11 protein-coding genes are annotated in these 16,997 nt (G+C 73.7%); 9 read left to right on the forward strand and 2 right to left on the reverse strand.

The window, feature by feature from the left end; genetic code table 11:
* The first annotated feature begins 45 nt into the window (after nucleotides 1-45).
* The 6 genes from WMF43_RS06765 (at nucleotide 46) to WMF43_RS06790 (ending at nucleotide 9,660) form a co-directional block, all read left to right on the forward strand.
* Nucleotides 46-1,053 carry a glycosyltransferase family protein gene (locus tag WMF43_RS06765; protein WP_437678368.1) on the forward strand — a complete coding sequence of 336 codons (1,008 nt, stop codon included), beginning with the start codon at nucleotides 46-48 and terminating at the stop codon, nucleotides 1,051-1,053.
* Between the two features lie 239 nt (nucleotides 1,054-1,292).
* Entirely contained in the window at nucleotides 1,293-2,888 is a 1,596-nt protein-coding gene (locus WMF43_RS06770; protein WP_437678370.1) for a glycosyltransferase, read from the forward strand.
* 92 nt (nucleotides 2,889-2,980) lie between these two features.
* A complete protein-coding gene (locus tag WMF43_RS06775; protein ID WP_437678371.1) occupies nucleotides 2,981-5,620 on the forward strand; it encodes an MMPL family transporter in 2,640 nt (879 codons plus the stop codon).
* Nucleotides 5,617-6,828: a glycosyltransferase gene (locus WMF43_RS06780; protein ID WP_437678373.1), complete on the forward strand. Its 1,212-nt coding sequence runs from the start codon at nucleotides 5,617-5,619 to the stop codon at nucleotides 6,826-6,828. The genes WMF43_RS06775 and WMF43_RS06780 overlap by 4 nt, the downstream gene beginning before the upstream one ends.
* Before the next feature lie 8 nt (nucleotides 6,829-6,836).
* Nucleotides 6,837-8,150: a glycosyltransferase gene (locus tag WMF43_RS06785; RefSeq protein WP_437678374.1), complete on the forward strand. Its 1,314-nt coding sequence runs from the start codon at nucleotides 6,837-6,839 to the stop codon at nucleotides 8,148-8,150.
* Nucleotides 8,151-8,211: 61 nt separating this feature from the next.
* Nucleotides 8,212-9,660: a GuaB1 family IMP dehydrogenase-related protein gene (locus tag WMF43_RS06790; RefSeq protein ID WP_437678376.1), complete on the forward strand. Its 1,449-nt coding sequence runs from the start codon at nucleotides 8,212-8,214 to the stop codon at nucleotides 9,658-9,660.
* Nucleotides 9,661-9,804: 144 nt separating this feature from the next.
* Here the strand turns inward: WMF43_RS06790 and WMF43_RS06795 are convergent, their stop codons facing one another.
* Nucleotides 9,805-10,272: a hypothetical protein gene (locus WMF43_RS06795; RefSeq protein WP_437678377.1), complete on the reverse strand. Its 468-nt coding sequence runs from the start codon at nucleotides 10,270-10,272 to the stop codon at nucleotides 9,805-9,807.
* A 487-nt stretch (nucleotides 10,273-10,759) separates the two neighbouring features.
* Between WMF43_RS06795 and WMF43_RS06800 the strand changes: the two genes are divergently transcribed.
* From WMF43_RS06800 to WMF43_RS06810, 3 genes are all read left to right on the forward strand, one after another.
* Nucleotides 10,760-11,194: a hypothetical protein gene (locus tag WMF43_RS06800; protein WP_437678379.1), complete on the forward strand. Its 435-nt coding sequence runs from the start codon at nucleotides 10,760-10,762 to the stop codon at nucleotides 11,192-11,194.
* A 260-nt stretch (nucleotides 11,195-11,454) separates the two neighbouring features.
* On the forward strand, nucleotides 11,455-13,512 hold the full coding sequence (locus tag WMF43_RS06805; RefSeq protein ID WP_437678381.1) for a DUF4215 domain-containing protein: 2,058 nt from the start codon (nucleotides 11,455-11,457) through the stop codon (nucleotides 13,510-13,512).
* Nucleotides 13,513-13,590: 78 nt separating this feature from the next.
* A complete protein-coding gene (locus WMF43_RS06810) occupies nucleotides 13,591-14,370 on the forward strand; it encodes a ribonuclease HI (RefSeq protein ID WP_437678382.1) in 780 nt (259 codons plus the stop codon).
* A 75-nt stretch (nucleotides 14,371-14,445) separates the two neighbouring features.
* On the opposite strand, the gene WMF43_RS06815 is transcribed toward WMF43_RS06810, so the two are convergent.
* Nucleotides 14,446-16,674, reverse strand: a complete 2,229-nt coding sequence (locus WMF43_RS06815; RefSeq protein WP_437678384.1) for an NADP-dependent isocitrate dehydrogenase — start codon at nucleotides 16,672-16,674, stop codon at nucleotides 14,446-14,448.
* Nucleotides 16,675-16,997: the final 323 nt, after the last annotated feature.

Here is a 16,997-nt window from a genome sequence, read left to right on the forward strand (position 1 = left end):
GCGGCGGGGAGCCCGTGCGCGCGGCGATCTGCTATGCGCTCGCGCGTGGCGAGGATCGGCTACTACGTCCACGGGCGAGGGCGCGGGCACGCGAGCCGCGCGCTCGCCGTCGCGGGCGCGCTCCGTGAGGCCGGTCACGAGCTCCGGATCTACGGCGGCGGCCAGGCGGCGGACCTGCTCGGCGGCCTGCCGGAGCACCGCGCGGTGCGGCCCATCTACCCGGGCGTCCGCGGCGTGCTCGAGCTCCCGCGCCGCGTCGCGAAGGAGCTCGTCGAGCAGGCGGGCTTCCGGCCCGACGCCATCGTGAGCGACGGGGACGTGCCCTCGCTGCTCGCCGCGCGCGCGCTCGGCATCCCCGCCGTCGCGCTCGGCCACGACCTCGTCTTCGCGCGCTGCCGCCTGCCCGAGGGGCTGCCGCGCCTGCGCGTGCTCGCGTGCCAGCGCACCACCTGGGCGTCCAGCCGGGCGCGTTACGCGGTCGCCGTCCATTTCCTGCCCATCGCGCCGCGCACGCTGGGCACGCTCGTCGCGCGCCCCGAGCGCCGGCAGCTGCCCGTTGGTACCCCGCGCGCGGTGGAGCCCGGCGCGGTCGTCTGTTACCTGAGCGAGTACGACGCGCGCGCCACCCTCGAGCTCGTGGCGCGCGCCAGCCAGGGCCGGCGCGCGGTCGCGTTCGGCGCGCGCGGCGCCGCCGTGCCAGGGGTGGAGGCGCGGCCGTTCGACCCCGGCGCGTTCCTCGCCGAGCTCGAAGCGGCGTCGGCGGTCGTGACCACCGCCGGCAGCAACGTGCTCGCCGAGTGCGTGCTCGCGGGCAAGCCCGCCCTGGTGCTCCACGACGAGCGCCACCACGAGCAGACGCTCAACGCGCTGCTCGCCGAGCGGGCCGGCGTCGCGGTCGCGAGCCCGCTCGGCGCGCTCTCGCGGGGCGTCGTGGAGCGCTTCTTCGATCGCGTCCGCGCCGCCGACTTCGCGCGCGTCGATCTGGAGCGCGCGCTGCCGAGCGCGCCGTCGGCCGTGCGCGCCCTGCTGGACGAGGCGCGCGCGCGCGCCTAAGTGCGACGCCGCATTCGCACCTCGCGCGGTCGCGCCCGGGGGACGGATGCGGCACGCAGTTTGCTAATTCTTGTTACTAAGGCCGATCGGCCGGTGAGGGATCGCCGCGGCGGCGAGCAGCGGGGCGCGGGCGCGGGGTGACACGAATGCCGCAGGGCACGACATCCACGTCACGGAAGCCACGCCGTCGGACCCCTCATCGACTACGGTTCGCGCCGGTCCGGTAAGGAGCAACGAAGATGAGTATCGATGTCATTCAGCCGCTCGGCGAGCACCGGGGCGAGCGCGTGCAGCACGCGGCGGGCGCGCCGGCGCGCCCCGTCCCTCCGACGGGATCCGCTCGCGGGGGGGGCTCGTCCATCAAGGCGCCGGCGCCGGCGGCGGTCCCCGAGAATCCCTTCGCTGCCCTCTCCGGAGCCAACGGGCGGCCGCTCAAGGTCGCCATCCTCAGCGACTTCACGCGCATCCCTTACGCAAACGGTGCGGTCTTCCAGACGCGGGCCCTGTATCGCGCGCTCAACACCTGTGGTCACCAGGCAACACTGATCGGACCGCGGGATCCGGACGCGACCGCCGACGAGATGCCCCCGGGCACCATCGCGCTGCCGAGCCTGCCTCTCCGCACCTACCCGGGGGTGCACCTGCCGATCCCGATGGAGTCCTCCGTCTTCGATCCGATGCGGTGGGACTTCGACATCTGCTTCGCCCAGACCACGACGCTGCTCGTCGAGTTCGGCATCTGGCTGCGCAAGATGCGCGGGATCCCGCTGCTCTGCGTGAACACGACGCACCTCGCGGCCGCGTACGACGTGCTGCTGCCGGAGCGCGTGTCCCGGATCGGCGCGGTCCACACGGTGCTGCACAAGACGCTGCGCGCTCCGATGGAGCGCCTCTTCGTCGACCTCTACAACCAGGGGGACGGGCTCGTCGTGCTGAGCGAGGGCCTGCGCGACTACTGGCGCGAACGGGGGGTGGCGGTGCCCATCCACGTCATCCCGCGGATGGTCCCCGAGGACATCTTCGAGCGCCCGCTCGGCCCCGACCCGTACGCGCCGCTGCTCGAGAAGCGCGGGCTCGACCCGCGCGGCCCGCGCCTCGTGTGCGCCGGGCGCCACACCCGCGAGAAGTCGCAGCACCGGCTGATCCGCATCTTCGCCGAGCACATCGCCCCGCGCGAGCCGAACGCGACGCTCACGCTCGTGGGCGACGGGCCGGACAGCGAGGCGTACGCGGCGCTCGCGCGCGAGCTCGGCGTCGAGCGGCGGGTGATCATGACGGGCGAGGTGCCGTACAGCCGCATGGGGGACTACTACCGGCACGCGAACGTCTTCTTGCATGCGTCGCTGAGCGAGACGTTCGGCAACGTGCTCAGCGAGGCGCTCTGGTGCGGCAGCCCGACGGTCGCGTTCGCGGACGGCATGGGCGTGAGCTCGCAGATCCAGAGCGGCCACAACGGCCTGCTGCTCGATCCGGGCCGCGGCGTGGCCCCGGAGGAGCGGGCGAACGCCGCCTTCGCCGACGCGGTGATCGGGCTCGTGCGTGACCCGGCCGCCGCCGCGCGGCTCGGGGCCGGGGCCGCGCAGCGGGCGCGGGAGCGCTCGTCGCCGCTCGTGGTCCAGCGCATGCTCGCGAACGCGTTCGTGAACGCGCGCGAGCACGCCGCGCAGTCGGGGATCCGCCCGCTCGTCGAGAGGCCGAAGCCGCTCCAGTGGCTGGAGACTTTCCGCCACTTCCGCACGTGGGTCGGCTTCACGGGCGGCCTCTTCGCCTTCGGCCACCTGCGCCCGGCGGCGGCGCCGCGGCCGAAGGGAATCCAGCCGTCGTTCTGCGCCTGAGCGCGGCGCGGGCGTCGTCCCGCGCGCCGCGCGCATGGTAAGACCTGCCCGCGCCGGGCCGCGTGTGGCGCCGGTTTCAAGGTGTTCTTCGCATGATCCTCAGGATGATCGGGGCGCTCGTCGACCTCAGCGGGCGCCGTCCCTGGCACGTGATCGCCGCGGCGGTGGTCGCCATGGCCGGGCTGTGGGGCTACGCGTCGAAGCTCGAGCTCCGCACGGAGCTGCGGGAGCTCCTGCCGAGCGACAGCCCCGCGTTCATGGCGTACGAGCGCCAGGTCAAGCGCGTGGACGGCGGCGCGCAGCTCATCGTGATCGCCGAGTCGCCGGATCGCGGCGCGAACGAGCGGTTCATCGACGCGCTCGCGGAGCAGCTCGGCGAGCCGCTCCGGCGGCAGGAGGCCTGCCTGAAGGCGTGCGCCGACGAGGCGTGCCGGAAGGCGTGCGGGCCGCCGTCGCTCATCCGGTACATGGAGACCGGCACGAAGGAGGTGCGCCGGTTCTTCGACGAGAACAAGTGGCTCTACGCGAGCGTGCGCGAGCTCGAGGCGGCGGACGAGGCGATCGAGCTCGAGCTCGCCCTGCGGGGCGGCCTCATCGAGGATCTCGAGGAGGGCGGCGGGGGCGAGCAGGCCGGCGGGGCGGACGGCGCGGCCGCGCCGGCGGGCGAGCCGGCGAAGAAGGGCCTGTCGCTCGACCAGACGTGGAACGAGCTAGAGCGGCGCCTGAAGAAGATCGACGAGTTCCCGAGCGGCTACTTCGCCACCCCCGACGGGCGCATGGTCGCGCTCCGCATCGTCTCGCGGAGCGCCGGGATGGGCGACCGCAGCGCGGCGCAGCTCCTCGACGACGTGACCGCGCTCGCCGGGCGCCTCGGCCCCGCGTCGTTCCACCCGGAGATGCAGGTCGGGTACGCGGGCGACATCCCGAACGCGATCGCCGAGCAGCGCTCGCTCGTCAGCGAGGCGGTGTGGGCGACCGTGATCGCGCTCGTGCTGATCCTCGGGGGCGTCGTGATCTACTACCGCTCGGCCTGGGCCCTCGTGGTGATCGCCCTGCCCACGGCCCTCGGCGCCAGCGCCGGCTACGCGTTCGCGACGGCGACCTACGGCTACGTCAACACCGTGGGCGCGTTCCTCGGGGCGATCATCGTCGGCAACGGGGTCAACTACCCGATCGTGCTCCTGTCGAGGTACCGCGACTTCCGCGCGCGCGGCATGGCCGCGGGCGAGGCGCGGCGCGAGGCGGTGCTCAACGCGTTCCGCGCCGAGCTCGTCGGGGCCTGCGTGGCGGCGATCGCCTACGGATCGCTCACGATCACGCAGTTCCGCGGGTTCAGCCAGTTCGGCACGATCGGCTTCGTCGGGATGCTCATGGTGTGGATCGCCATCGTGCCGCTCGTGCCCGCGACGCTCGTCGCGATCGAGCGCATCCAGGCGAGGCTGCCGGCGTGGCTGCGCGACCCGCCGCCGCGCGTCTCCGGCGAGGGCGCCGCGGGGCCCGGGGCGCGGTGGCTCGCGCGCGTGACGTTCCGGTGGCGGGTCGCGATCCTCGCGGTCGCGCCGCTCACGCTCGCCTTCGCGGCGTGGAAGCTCCCCGCGTACGTGAAGGACCCGTGGGAGTACAACTTCGCGCGCCTCGGCTCGAAGAGCTCGCAGAACCGGGGCGCCGGGAGCTGGTCGCGCAAGGCGTCCGAGGTCTTCGGCGGCAAGATGAACGTCGCGGGCGCGATGATGCTCGCGGACTACCCGGAGCAGGTGCCCGCCATCAAGGCGCAGATCCTGGCGAACGACGCGAAGGACCCCGAGGGGCAGCTCGTCGCCGACGTCGCGACGATCGCGGACGTCATGCCCGGCACGCCCGAGGAGCAGCGCCGGAAGATCGAGATCCTGGAGCGCATCCGGGACCGGCTGACGCCGCGCGTGCTGAAGTCGCTGAAGCCGGAGGAGCGGGAGAAGGTCCTCCAGATGAAGCCGCCGGAGTCGTTGCGCGTCATCGCGCCGGAGGACCTGCCCGACCTCATCCGGCGAAGGTTCGAGGAGAACAACGGCGTCGTGGGGACGGTGTTCTACGTGAAGTACAAGAACAACGTGTCGTTCTCGAACGGCAGGAACCTCCTGCGGATGGCGGACACGACCGGCAACATCGTCCTGCCCGACGGGACGCACGTGGTCACGGCGAGCAGGCCCACGGTCTTCGCCGAGATGATCCGGTCGATGGAGCGCGACGGGCCGCTGGCGACGGCGGCGTCATTCCTGGCCGTCACCGTCGTGGTGGTGCTCGCGACGGCGAGCCTGACGGGCGCGTTCTCGGTGCTGTCGTCGCTCCTGCTCGGCGTGATCGGGACGGCCGTCGCCATGGCGATGCTCGACGTGAAGATCAACTTCCTGAACTTCATCGCGCTCCCGATCACGTTCGGCATCGGCTGCGAGTACCCGTTCAACGTCTTCGATCGCGCGCGGCTGCTCGGCGGCGACGTGGCGCTCGCGGTCAAGCGCTCGGCGGGGCCGGTGGCGCTCTGCAGCTACACGACGGTGCTGGGGTACGGCTCGCTCATCTTCGCCGACAACCAGGCGCTCAACTCGTTCGGCTGGGTGGCGATGAGCGGCGAGGTGGCGTGCGTGGCGAGCGCGCTCCTGTTCCTCCCGGCGCTGCTCCACGTGATGAACCGGCGCGGGTGGCTCGGGGGCGCGTGGAAGAGCGGCATCCTCTTTCGCGGGAGCAACCACTCGTGAAGATCCTCGACGTCGCGGAGTTCTTCTCGTCCCGCGGGGGCGGCGTGCGCTCGTACCTCGAGGAGCTCGTGCGCCAGGGGAGCCGGCGCGGTCACGAGGTGGTCGTCGTGGCGCCCGGGCCGCGCGACGAGGAGGTGCCGCTCGAGCGGGGGCGCATCGTGCGGGTGGCGGGCCCGCCGATGCCGTACGACCCGACGTACCACGCGCTGCTCCGGCTCGGGGCGGTGCGCGCGATCGTCCGCCGCGAGCGGCCCGACGTGCTGCAGGCGAGCGCGCCGTACACGGCCGCGCTCGCCGTGGCGAGCGACCGCAGCGCCCCCCTCCGCACGTTCGTGTACCACTCGGACCAGATCAGCACCTACGCCGCGCCGCTGCTCGACCGGCTGCGCCCGCGCGCGGTCGCCCGCGTCGTCGAGGGCGCGCTGTTCGCCTGGCCGCGGGCGCTGTCGCGGCGGTTCGACGCGACGATCGCGCCGGGCGGGTTCATCGCCGACCAGCTCCGCCGCCACGGCTGCGAGCGCGTCCACCGCGTGACGTTCGGCGTGCGGCGGGGCGAGTTCGGCCCGTCGCGCGCGGACGCCGAGGTGCGGCGGGGGCTGCTCGGCCGGTTCGCGGACGAGCCCTCGTCCGCGCTGCTGCTCGTCGCGTGCCGGCTCGCCGTCGAGAAGCGGGTCGCGCTCGTGATCGACGCGGCGCGGGAGCTCGCGGCGCGGCGCCCGGTCGCGCTCGCGATCCTGGGCGACGGGCCCGAGCGCGCGCGGCTCGAGCGCCGCGCGGCGGGCCTCCCCGAGGTGAGCTTCCTCGGGTTCGCGAAGGATCGCGCCGCCTACGCGGCGCTGCTCGCGAGCGCCGACGTGTTCGTGCACGGGGGCGCCGCGGAGACGTTCGGCTTCGTGCTCGGCGAGGCGCTCTGCTCGGGGCTGCCGCTCGTCGTCCCCGCGGCCGGCGCGGCGATGGACTTCGTGAGCCCGGGCGCCGCCGAGGTGTACCCGCCGCGCGGCACGCCCGCCGACGTCGCGGCCGCGATCGAGCGGGCGCTCTCGCGCCCCCGGGGCGAGCGCGCCGCGGCGGCCCGCGCCGCGGGGGAGCGGCTGCCCACGAGCGACGAGCACTTCGACGCGCTGTTCGGCCTCTACGCGGACCTGCTCACCCACGGGCGCGACGGCGCGCCGCGCGCGCCGGCCCGCGAGGGCCACGCCGACGCCTGAGGCCCCGCGTGCGCCCGTTCCTGCTGATCTCGCCCGCGTTCGCGCCCCAGACGAGCGTGGGCGCCTTCCGCTGGGTGAAGCTCGCGCGGCACCTGCCGCGGCACGGCTTCCGCCCCGTCGTCCTGTCGGGGACCTTCCCCGGGGATCCGCGCGACGACGGGTTGCTCGCCGCGCTGCCGCCCGAGGTCGAGGTCGCCGACGTGTACCTGGATCCGGCCGTGCTCGCCGCGGCGTCCGCGCTGCGCGCGCTGCGCGTGCGGGCGCCGCGCGCGGCCGGGCTCGCGCCGCGCGCGGGCGGGCGCGCGAAGCCGCTCGTGGGGCTCCGCCCGTTCCAGGCGCTGACCGACCGCTGGATCGCGCACGCGCCGCACGGGGCGCGGGCGGCCGTCGCGCTCGCGCGCCGCGCGGGCGCGCGGGCCGTGGTGGTGAGCGCCGGCCCGTACTCGGCGTGCCCCGTCGGCCTGCACGTGAAGCGGGCGCTCGGCGTCCCGCTCGTGCTCGACCTGCGCGACCCGTACTCGCTGCACGAGACGGGGAGCGGCCCGCCGTCGGGCCTCGCCGAGCGGGCGCGGCGCGCCGTCGTGCCGCGCCTGGAGCGACGCTGGCTCGAGGGCGCCGACCACGTGATCCTCAACACGCGGGGCGCGCTCGAGGCCTACCGCGCGCGGTTCCCGGAGCTAGAGCGCAAGTCCTCGTTCGTGCGCAACCACTACGACCTCTCGCTCTACGCGCCCCCGCCCGCGCCCGAGCCGCCCCGGAGCTTCGTCGTCCTCCACCTCGGCACGCTCCGGGAGGAGGCCTCCGCCGAGCTCGTCGGCGCCGCGCTGCGCCGGCTGATCGACCGCGAGCGGCTCGCCCCCGGCGACGTGGTGCTGCGGCAGATCGGCCGCATGTCCGACCACGACCGCGCCTGCTTCGAGCGGATGGGGCTCGCCCCGTTCGTCGAGGCCCTCCCCGCGGTCCCGCAGCGCGACGTGCTCGGCGAGCTCCGGCGGGCGCACGTGCTGTTCACGATGTTCAGCCCGCACGTGGTGCTCCGCATCTCCGCCAAGACCTACGACTACATCGCGTCGGGGATGCCGATCGTCAGCGCCACGGCGAACCGGGAGGTCGACGAGCTGCTCGCGTACCGGAGCGACAACGCGCGCGTGCACCCCGCGGACGTGGACGGCATCGCCGCCGCGCTCGCGCGCCACCTCGCCCGCTTCCGGGAGACAGGCGCGCTCCCGGCCCCGGCGACGCCGCCGCGCGAGCTCTCGGCCGAGGCGGCCGCGGAGCGGGTGGCGGAGATCCTGGACGGCGTGATGCGCCCCCGGGGCTAGACTCCCGCGCGCGCCCGCGCCGCGCCGGGTCGCGGCGCCCCACCCCTGATCGGAGCTGTGCATGCGTTTCCTCCACCCCGAGCGTGACGAGAGCCTGGAGCTCGCCCTCGAAGACGTGTTCCTGACGCCCGGCTACTTCGCCGGCGGCTCCCGCCTCGAGACCGACCTGCGCCCGACGGACTTCGCCGGCGGCTCGCACCCGATCGTCTCGGCGAACATGAACGCGGTCACCGGCAAGCGGATGGCCGAGACGATGGCCCGCTTCGGCGGGCTCGGCGTGCTCCCGCAGGACATGGACCTCGACACGGTCGAGCGCATCGTGCGCCACATCAAGCGCGCCGATCCGCGCTACGACACGCCGCTCTCGGTGTCCCCGCGGGCGACGCTCCGCGACGTGCACGGCATCATCCGGAAGCGGTCGCACGACATGGTCGTCGTGGTCGACGACGAGCGCCGGCCCATCGGCATCGTCACCCACGCCGACCTGCGCAACCGCGACCAGTACACGCCCGCGTCGGCGCTCATGTCGTCGCGCCTCATCACGATCCCGGTCGGCACGCCGAACCGGGCGGCGTTCCTGCTGATGGAGGAGGCGCGCGTGAAGGCGGTCCCCGTGCTCGACGAGGAGGGGCGGCTCCACGGCGTGCTCACCCGCGACGACGCCGTGCGCCTGGAGCTGCTCCGGCCGACGCTCGACGGCCGCGGCGAGCTGATGGTCGCGGCGGCGATCGGCATCTCCGCGCAGGCGGCCCAGAGCGCCGGCCGCCTGCGCGAGATCGGCGTCTCGGCGATCGTGCTCGACACGGCGCACGGCCACCAGCGCCGCATGATCGAGGCGGTCCGCGCGGTGCGGAAGGTGACGGGCGACGCCACCCCGCTCGTGGCCGGCAACGTCTGCACCGCGGAGGGGACGCGCGACCTCATCGAGGCGGGCGCCGACATCGTGAAGGTGAACGTCGGCCCCGGCGCGATGTGCACGACGCGCATGCAGACCGGCGCCGGCCGGCCGACGTTCTCCTCGGTGCTCGCGTGCGCCCGCGAGGCCGCCCGCCACGGCAAGCGCGTCTGGGCCGACGGCGGCGTCCGCCACCCGCGCGACGTGGCGCTCTACCTGGCCGCCGGCGCCTCGCGCGTCATGGTCGGGACGGCGCTCGCGGGGACCTACGAGAGCCCCGGCGACGTGATGGAGGACCGCGAGGGGCTGCTCTACAAGGAGAACTACGGCATGGCGAGCGCCCGCGCGGTCGGCGAGCGCACCGCCGATCTCGATCCGTTCGAGCGCGCGAAGAAGGCGTTCTTCCGCGAGGGCATCTCGACGTCGCGCATCTACATCCGCGAGGGGCGCGAGAGCGTCGGCGCCATCCTGATCGAGATGATCACGGGCGTGCAGTCGGCGTGCACCTACGCGGGCGCGACGAACCTCGACGAGCTCCACGAGAAGGCCGTCATCGGGGTGCAGACGCCGTCGGGGTACGGCGAGGGCACGCCGCACGGCCTCGAGCGGCGCTGAGCGGGCGGCGCGGCGCCCCCGCCGCGGCGGGGGCGTCGGCGGCCCGCGGCGCGGCGCGGCGCCCGGCGTGCCCGTCAACGCTCGTCAACGCTCGTCAACGCTCGTCAACGCTCGTCAACGCTCGTCAACGCTCGTCAACGCTCGTCAACGCACAGAGGACGGCGCGCGCAGCGACGGCGGGCCGGCCGTGATCCTCGACGTCATGACGCCGGCGAGCGCCCACTCGAACGCCGAGCGATCCGTGTACGTGATGAAGCGGCCGCCCATGGCGAGGTTGGCGACCGTGACGCCCATGGCGACGAGCCCCGGCCGGACGAGGATATGGATCTCCTTCACGTCGTCCGCGTGCCGCTGGTGCCACGCCGTGAGCCGGGTCCGGACGTCGCTGTCGTAGCCGGTGCCGAGCTCGAAATCGTTGAAGAGGAGGGGCTGCACGCCCGACGCGATGAGCGCCTCCAGGTGCCTGAGCGCGGGCTCGATGAGATCGAGCGTCGCGTAGCCCTCGAAGCGCCGCGTGACGACGTCGGACGCGGGCGTGCGGACGTCCAGGATTCCTCGCGAGGTCGACCAGCGATCGCCCCGGGCTCCGAGCCGCGTGTGTGCCAAATCCATCTCGAATTCGAGACTTTAGTCTATGGACGGCGCTTCGCCATGCGATCCGTCGACGCCGCGCGTCGCGCCACCCGTCGCGCACTCCGGTTTCCGGGGACCGGGCCGCGCCGGCGGCGGCCGCGCGAGGACCGACGCGCGCGAGGGCCGGGCCCCTGCTGATCGAGGTGCTCGACGGAGCGCGCCCGGCGGGGGCATGCACACGCGAGGCGACGGGGCGGCCGGAGCGGTGCGCGCGGCGGAGCGGCCGGAGCGGCGCGCGGGGCGGCGGGGCGGCCGGAGCGGCGCGCGAGGCGGCGGGGCGGCCGGAGCGGCGCGCGCGAGGCGGCGGAGCGGCCGGAGCGGCGCGCGCGAGGCGGCGCGTGCCGCGCGCTCCATCGGCGGGGCCGAAAAGGGCTATGATGCCGCGGTTGTTTCGGCCGCCGGCCGGTGCCGGCGGCTCGCGAGGCGTCTTCGCCCGCAGCTGAGGGACGAAGGAGGACTACCAGAGATGAGAGGACATGAATCCAGGATGCTGCGGCTCGCCGTCGTGGCGTTCGCGTGCGCGATGATGGCCGGCTGCGGCGGTCCGCTGCGCTACACGCCGCAGGGCATGGGGAAGGCGCCTGGCGCCGACGCCGTGATCGTGGCCGACGTCAACTTCGACGCGGCCATGACGCGCCTCGACATCAACGTGAAGGATCTCCCGCCTCCCGAGCGCCTCGACAACAGCAAATCCGCCTTCGTCGTCTGGGCGCGCCCGGACAGCGACTCGCCCTGGCAGCGGATCGGCGCGCTCAAGTACGACGTCGACGACCGCACCGGCAAGCTCAAGGACGTGAGCGTGCCCATGACCCGCTTCGAGCTCGTCATCAGCCTCGAGAACACCAGCAACCCCGAATCGCCGTCCTCGGAGCTCGTCATCAAGCAAGATGTCGAGTACTGACGCGGCTCTGTCGCCGCCGGACCGGCGGCCGCGCGGCCCGGCAGACGCCCGGGGCGCCCCCGAACTCCGGATCTCCTCGGCGTCGCCTCGCCGCTGGCGCCCTCTCGATTCCATATCAGGCTAGTGCGCCGATGCGCCGCCGAGGTGTCCGTCAGGCCCGGATCGGGCCTTGATGGGACACCGCCGTTCCCGCGAGAAGCGGAGGAATCGAGGTGTCAGTGCCAGCGGACCTCCTCAGAAGCGCTCCGTTCACGAGGGTCGTGCCGACGCTCGTCGTCGCCGGCGCGGTCGCCGCGTGCGTCGCCGCGTGCGGCGGCGACCGCGACGGGGAGGCTCCGGGCCCCGGGGCCGGCGGCGCGGGGGGCGCCGGCGGCGCGACCGGCGAGGGCGGGGCGGGCGGCGCGGGCGGCGCGCCGCCCTGCGGAGCGGCGGAGGAGTGCCCCGGGGTCGACGGCGAATGCCAGCGCCGCACCTGCGAGGGCGGCCGGTGCGGCGTCGACCACGCGCCGCGGGGGAGGCCGGTGGCGGAGCAGGTCCCGGGCGACTGCGCGGCGCGCGTCTGCGACGGGCAGGGCGCCGTCATCGCGATCGAGGACGCGCAGGACGTCTTCTCGGACGGGGATCCGTGCTCGGCCGACGTCTGCGTCGCCGGCGCGCCGGAGAACCCGCCGGCGCCGCCGACCACGGCGTGCGGCGAGCCCGGCGCGCCCGACGCGCGTTACTGCGACGGGCTCGGCGCCTGCGTCGAGTGCCTCGCCCCGGGCGACTGCCTGAGCAACCGCTGCGTCGCGAACCGGTGCGTGGCGCCGGACTGCGGCGACGGCGTGCTGAACGGCGTGGAGACCGGCGTCGACTGCGGGGGCGGCGCGTGTGTGCCCTGCGCGGATCACGAGGCCTGCCTCGGCGGCGCGGACTGCCAGAGCGGGATCTGCGCGGACGGCACGTGCAGCGCGCCCTCGTGCCTCGACGGCGCGAGGAACGGGGTCGAGACGGACGTCGATTGCGGCGGCCCCGGGTGCCCGCCGTGCGCCACCGGGGAGGCGTGCGCGGTCGACGGCGACTGCCTCGGCGGCCGGTGCTCGGGGACGACGTGCCTCGCGTCGTGCACGGACACCGCCCGGAACGGGGACGAGACGGACATCGACTGCGGCGGCCCGGCCTGCGTCGGGTGCGCGAGCGGCATGCGCTGCGCGGCGGGGAGCGACTGCCTGAGCGGCGTGTGCAGCGCCGCGGGGACCTGCGCCGCGCCCGCGTGCGGCGACGGCGTGGTCAACGCCGCCGGCGAGGCGTGCGACGACGGCAACACGAGCGACACCGACGCCTGCCTCGCGACGTGTGTGGCCGCCTCGTGCGGCGACGGGTTCACGCGCGCCGGCGTCGAGGCGTGCGACGACGGCAATGCGAGCGACGCCGACGCCTGCCCGACGACCTGCGCGCGGGCCGTGTGCGGCGACGGGTTCACGCGCGCCGGCGTCGAGGCGTGCGACGACGGCAACCGGAGCGCGGGCGACGGGTGCACGCCCGGCTGCCTGCGCGAGGGCTGCGGCGACGGCGTGGTCCGGGCCGGCGAGGAGTGCGACGACGGCAACCTCGAGAGCGACGACGGCTGCCCGATCACGTGCCGCGCCGCGCGCTGCGGCGACGGGTTCGTGCGGGCGGGCGCCGAGGGCTGCGACGACGCGAACCGGTCGAACGGCGACGGCTGCAGCTCGAGCTGCGCCGCGGAGCCGGGTTACGCCTGCCGGGGCGCGCCGAGCGTGTGCATCCAGGCCGCCGAGCGCAACTGCAGCGACGCGGCGGACGACGACCTCGACGGCGACGCCGACTGCGCCGACCCGGACTGCGCGCTCGGCTGCGAGCGGCTCGGGAGCGCCTGTGCGCCCGGGCAGGTGCTGTGGGTGCAGTCGTCCGCGGACACGCCCCGGGCCGTCCCGGATCGCGGGACCACGTCGAGCGCGGTCGCCGTCGCCGCGGGCGGCGTGGTCCGGCGCGTGGCGCTGGCGGTCGACGTCGCGCACACGTTCGACGCGGACATCGATATCTCGCTCACCTCCCCGGCGGGATCGACGGTCGATGTCTCCAGCGACAACGGCGGCTCCGGCGACCACTACCGCGGGACCGTGTTCGACATGAGCTGCGCGACGCCGATCGCCGCGGGGGCGCCGCCGTTCCGCGGATGCTTCCGGCCGGAGCAGTCGTTCGGGGCGCTCACGTCCGGCCCGGCGAGCGGCTCGTGGGTGCTCCGGGTCGAGGACGACGCCGGGTCCGACGCCGGCACGTTGACCTCGTGGACGCTCGCGCTCTGCATCGCGCGGTGAGCGCGCCGCCGCCTCGGCCGCGCCCGCCTGGCCTGGTCCCCCGTACCGCCGGCCGCCGATCCATGCCAGGGTGCGCGCGTGCCCTGGGTCCGCGCATCACTTCGAGGTCAAACCATCTACGCGCGCACGGACGCCGCCGGCGCCTTCGCGGTGGAGGACGGCGGCGTCGAGATCCGCTACAAGCCGCACGACGGCCGCAGGTACAAGGCGCGGGCCGAGAACCTGACGGTCGCCGACCCGAAGGTGCTGCCGGACGACACCTGCGGCCCCGCCGAGGCCGTCGCGAAGGCGCGCGCTGGCGAGGCCGAGGGGGCAGGGGGCGCGGGCGCTCCGGCGGCGGCCGGGCCGGCGCGCGCGCAGCGCAAGGGGACGGCGCGGGGGACACCCGCGGAGGCGCCCATCCCGGAGGGGGCCGTCGTCGTCTACGCCGACGGCGCGTGCTCGGGGAACCCGGGGCCCGCCGGGCTCGGCGTCGTGATCCTCGACGGCGGCGGGCGGATCGAGCTCAGCGAGTACCTCGGCACAGGGACCAACAACATCGCGGAGCTGACCGCCATCCTGCGCGCGCTCGAGGAGGCGGCGCCGGGGCGGCCCCTCGTCATCCACACGGACAGCCAGTACTCGATCGGCGTGCTCCAGAAGGGGTGGAAGGCGAAGGCGAACACCGAGCTCGTCGCCAGGGTGCTCGGCGCGCTCAAGGAGCGGCGGCCCGCCGCGCGCCTCGTGTACGTGCCCGGGCACGCGGGCGTGCTGCTCAACGAGCGCGCCGACGCGCTCGCGCGCGAGGCCGTCCGCGATCGCAAGGACCGGCGGGCGGTGTATCCGCCCACGGATCCGGCGAAGCTCGCGCAGGGGTGAGCCGCCGACGCTCGGCGGCCGCCGCCGAGCGCGTCGCCCGTGTGCACGCGCGCGCTCGGCGGGGGCCCGCGCGGCTCAGGAGAAGCCGTCGATGGCCGCGTTCAGCGTGACGCTGGGCCGCATCGCGGCGGACGTCTTCTGATCATCGAAGTGGTAATAGCCGCCGAGGTCGACGGGTTTACCCTGCGCGCCGATCAGCTCGCCGTCGATCTTGGACTCGTTGTCCGTCAGGGTCCTGGCGAGCTCGCCGAACTTGGCCGCCAGCTCCTTGTCCTCGGTCTGCTTGGCGAGGGACTGCGCCCAGTAGAGCGCGAGGTAGAAGTGGCTGCCGCGGTTGTCGATCTCGCCGACCTTGCGCGCCGGGCTCTTGTTGTTCTCGAGGAACAGGCCGATCGCCGTGTCCAGCGCCTTGGCGAGCACCTTGGCCTTTTCGTTGCTGGTCTTGTTGGCGAGGTCCTCGATCGAGACCTGCAGCGCCAGGAACTCACCGAGCGAGTCCCAGCGCAGGTAGTTCTCTTTCTGCAGCTGCTGGACGTGCTTCGGCGCCGAGCCGCCGGCGCCGGTCTCGTAGAGGCCGCCGCCCGCCAGCAGCGGCACGATGGAGAGCATCTTGGCGCTGGTGCCCAGCTCCAGGATCGGGAACAGGTCCGTCAGGTAGTCGCGCAGCACGTTGCCGGTGACGCTGATGGTGTCCTTGCCCTCCTTCATGCGGCCGAGCGTGAACTTCATCGCCTCCACCGGGCTCTTGATCGAGATCTCCAGGCCCTTGGTGTCGTGCTCGGACAGGTAGGCATTGACCTTGGCGATCAGGTTCTTGTCGTGGGCGCGGTTCTCGTCGAGCCAGAACACCGCCGGGGCGCCCGTGGCGCGCGCGCGGGTGACGGCCAGCTTGACCCAATCCTTGATCGCGACGTCCTTCGTCTGGCAAGCGCGGAAGATGTCGCCAGCTTCGACCTTCTGCTCCAGCAGGGCGTTGCCGGAAGCATCGACGACGCGCACCGTGCCGCTCTCGGCGATCTTGAAGGTCTTGTCGTGTGAGCCGTACTCCTCCGCGGCCTGCGCCATGAGCCCCACGTTCGGCGTGCTGCCCATCGTGCGCGGGTCGAACGCGCCGTGCTGCTTGTGGAAATCGATCGTGGCCTGGTAGATGCCGGCGTAGGAGCGATCGGGGATCGTGAACTTGGTGTCGTAGAGCTTGCCGTCCGTGCCGTACATCTTGCCGCTGGAGCGGATGGCCGCCGGCATCGAGGCGTCGATGATCACGTCCGAGGGCACGTGCAGGTTGGTGATGCCGCGGTCGGAGTCGACCATGGCGAGCGTCGGGCGCTGTTCGTAGACGGCCTTGATGTCCGCCTCGATCTTCGCCTTCTCGTCTGCCGGCAAGCTCTGGATCTTGGTGTACAGGTCGCCGATGCCGTTGTTCGGGTCGAAGCCGACCTTGGCCAGCGTGGCCGCGTGTTTGTCGAGCGCCTCGGCGTAAAACACGCTGACGGCGTGCCCGAAGAGGATCGGGTCGCTGACCTTCATCATCGTGGCCTTGAGGTGCAGGGAGAACAGCACACCCTGCTTCTTCGCGTCCGCCACCTGCTCGGCGTAGAACGCGCGCAGCGCCTTGGCGCTCATCACGCTGGCGTCGACGACCTCGCCCGCCTGCACCTTGACGCTCGGCTTGAGCACGGTCGTCTTGCCGCCGGCGACGAGCTCGATCTTCAGCTCCTGCGCCTTGTCCACCACGACCGACTTCTCGCTGCCGTAGAAGTCGCCGCCCGACATGTGCGCGACGTGGCTCTTCGAGTCACGGCTCCACGCGCCCATCGAGTGCGGGTGCTTCTTGGCGTAGGCCTTGACGGCGGGCGAGGCGCGGCGATCGCTGTTGCCCTCGCGCAGGACGGGGTTCACGGCGCTGCCGAGCACCTTGGCGTAACGTGCCTTGATCGCCTTCTCCTCCTCCGTCTTCGCCTCGGAGGGATAGTCCGGCACCGCGTAGCCCTGCTGCTGCAGCTCCTTGATGGCGGCCACGAGCTGCGGGATCGAGGCGCTGATGTTGGGCAGCTTGATGATGTTGGCGTGCGGCGTCTTGGCCAGCTCGCCGAGCTCTGCCAGGTGGTCGCCGAGCTTCTGGCCGTCCGTCAGGCGCTCCGGGAAGTTGGCGAGGATGCGGCCCGCCAGGGAGATGTCGCGCGTCTCGACTCGGACCCCGGCGGCTTTCGTGAACGCCTCGACGATCGGGAGGAGCGAATACGTGGCCAAGGCCGGCGCCTCGTCTGTCTTCGTGTAGATGATGGTAGAATTTTGCGTTTCCACTGTTTCCTCGAGGGTTGAAAGGGCCGGGATTGTGGGAAAGGTTTCGCCCGGCGCCAAGGGCCCGTCTTACCGGCAGAATGCAGGATCAACTCAGAGCACTAGGTGCTTCCGATAGGCCTCCACGGTCCCGTCCGGGAGCCAGTCGCCGAGCTTGCTGAACGCCGTCTCGCCGGAGTACACCCCGTGATCGTCCGGCTCGACCAGCTCGTCATGGCGGCCGCTTACCGCGCCGGGATCGCTGCGGCAACAGGCTGGACAGCCCGCGTCGCCCCGGTACGCGCCGCGTCATCCCGGCGCCGCGCTGGGCCGGAAACGCATGGAAG

Origin of the sequence: Sorangium sp. So ce131 (genome assembly GCF_051519095.1) — a bacterium.
In the GTDB taxonomy this organism is placed as follows: Bacteria; Myxococcota_A; Polyangia; order Polyangiales; family Polyangiaceae; genus Sorangium.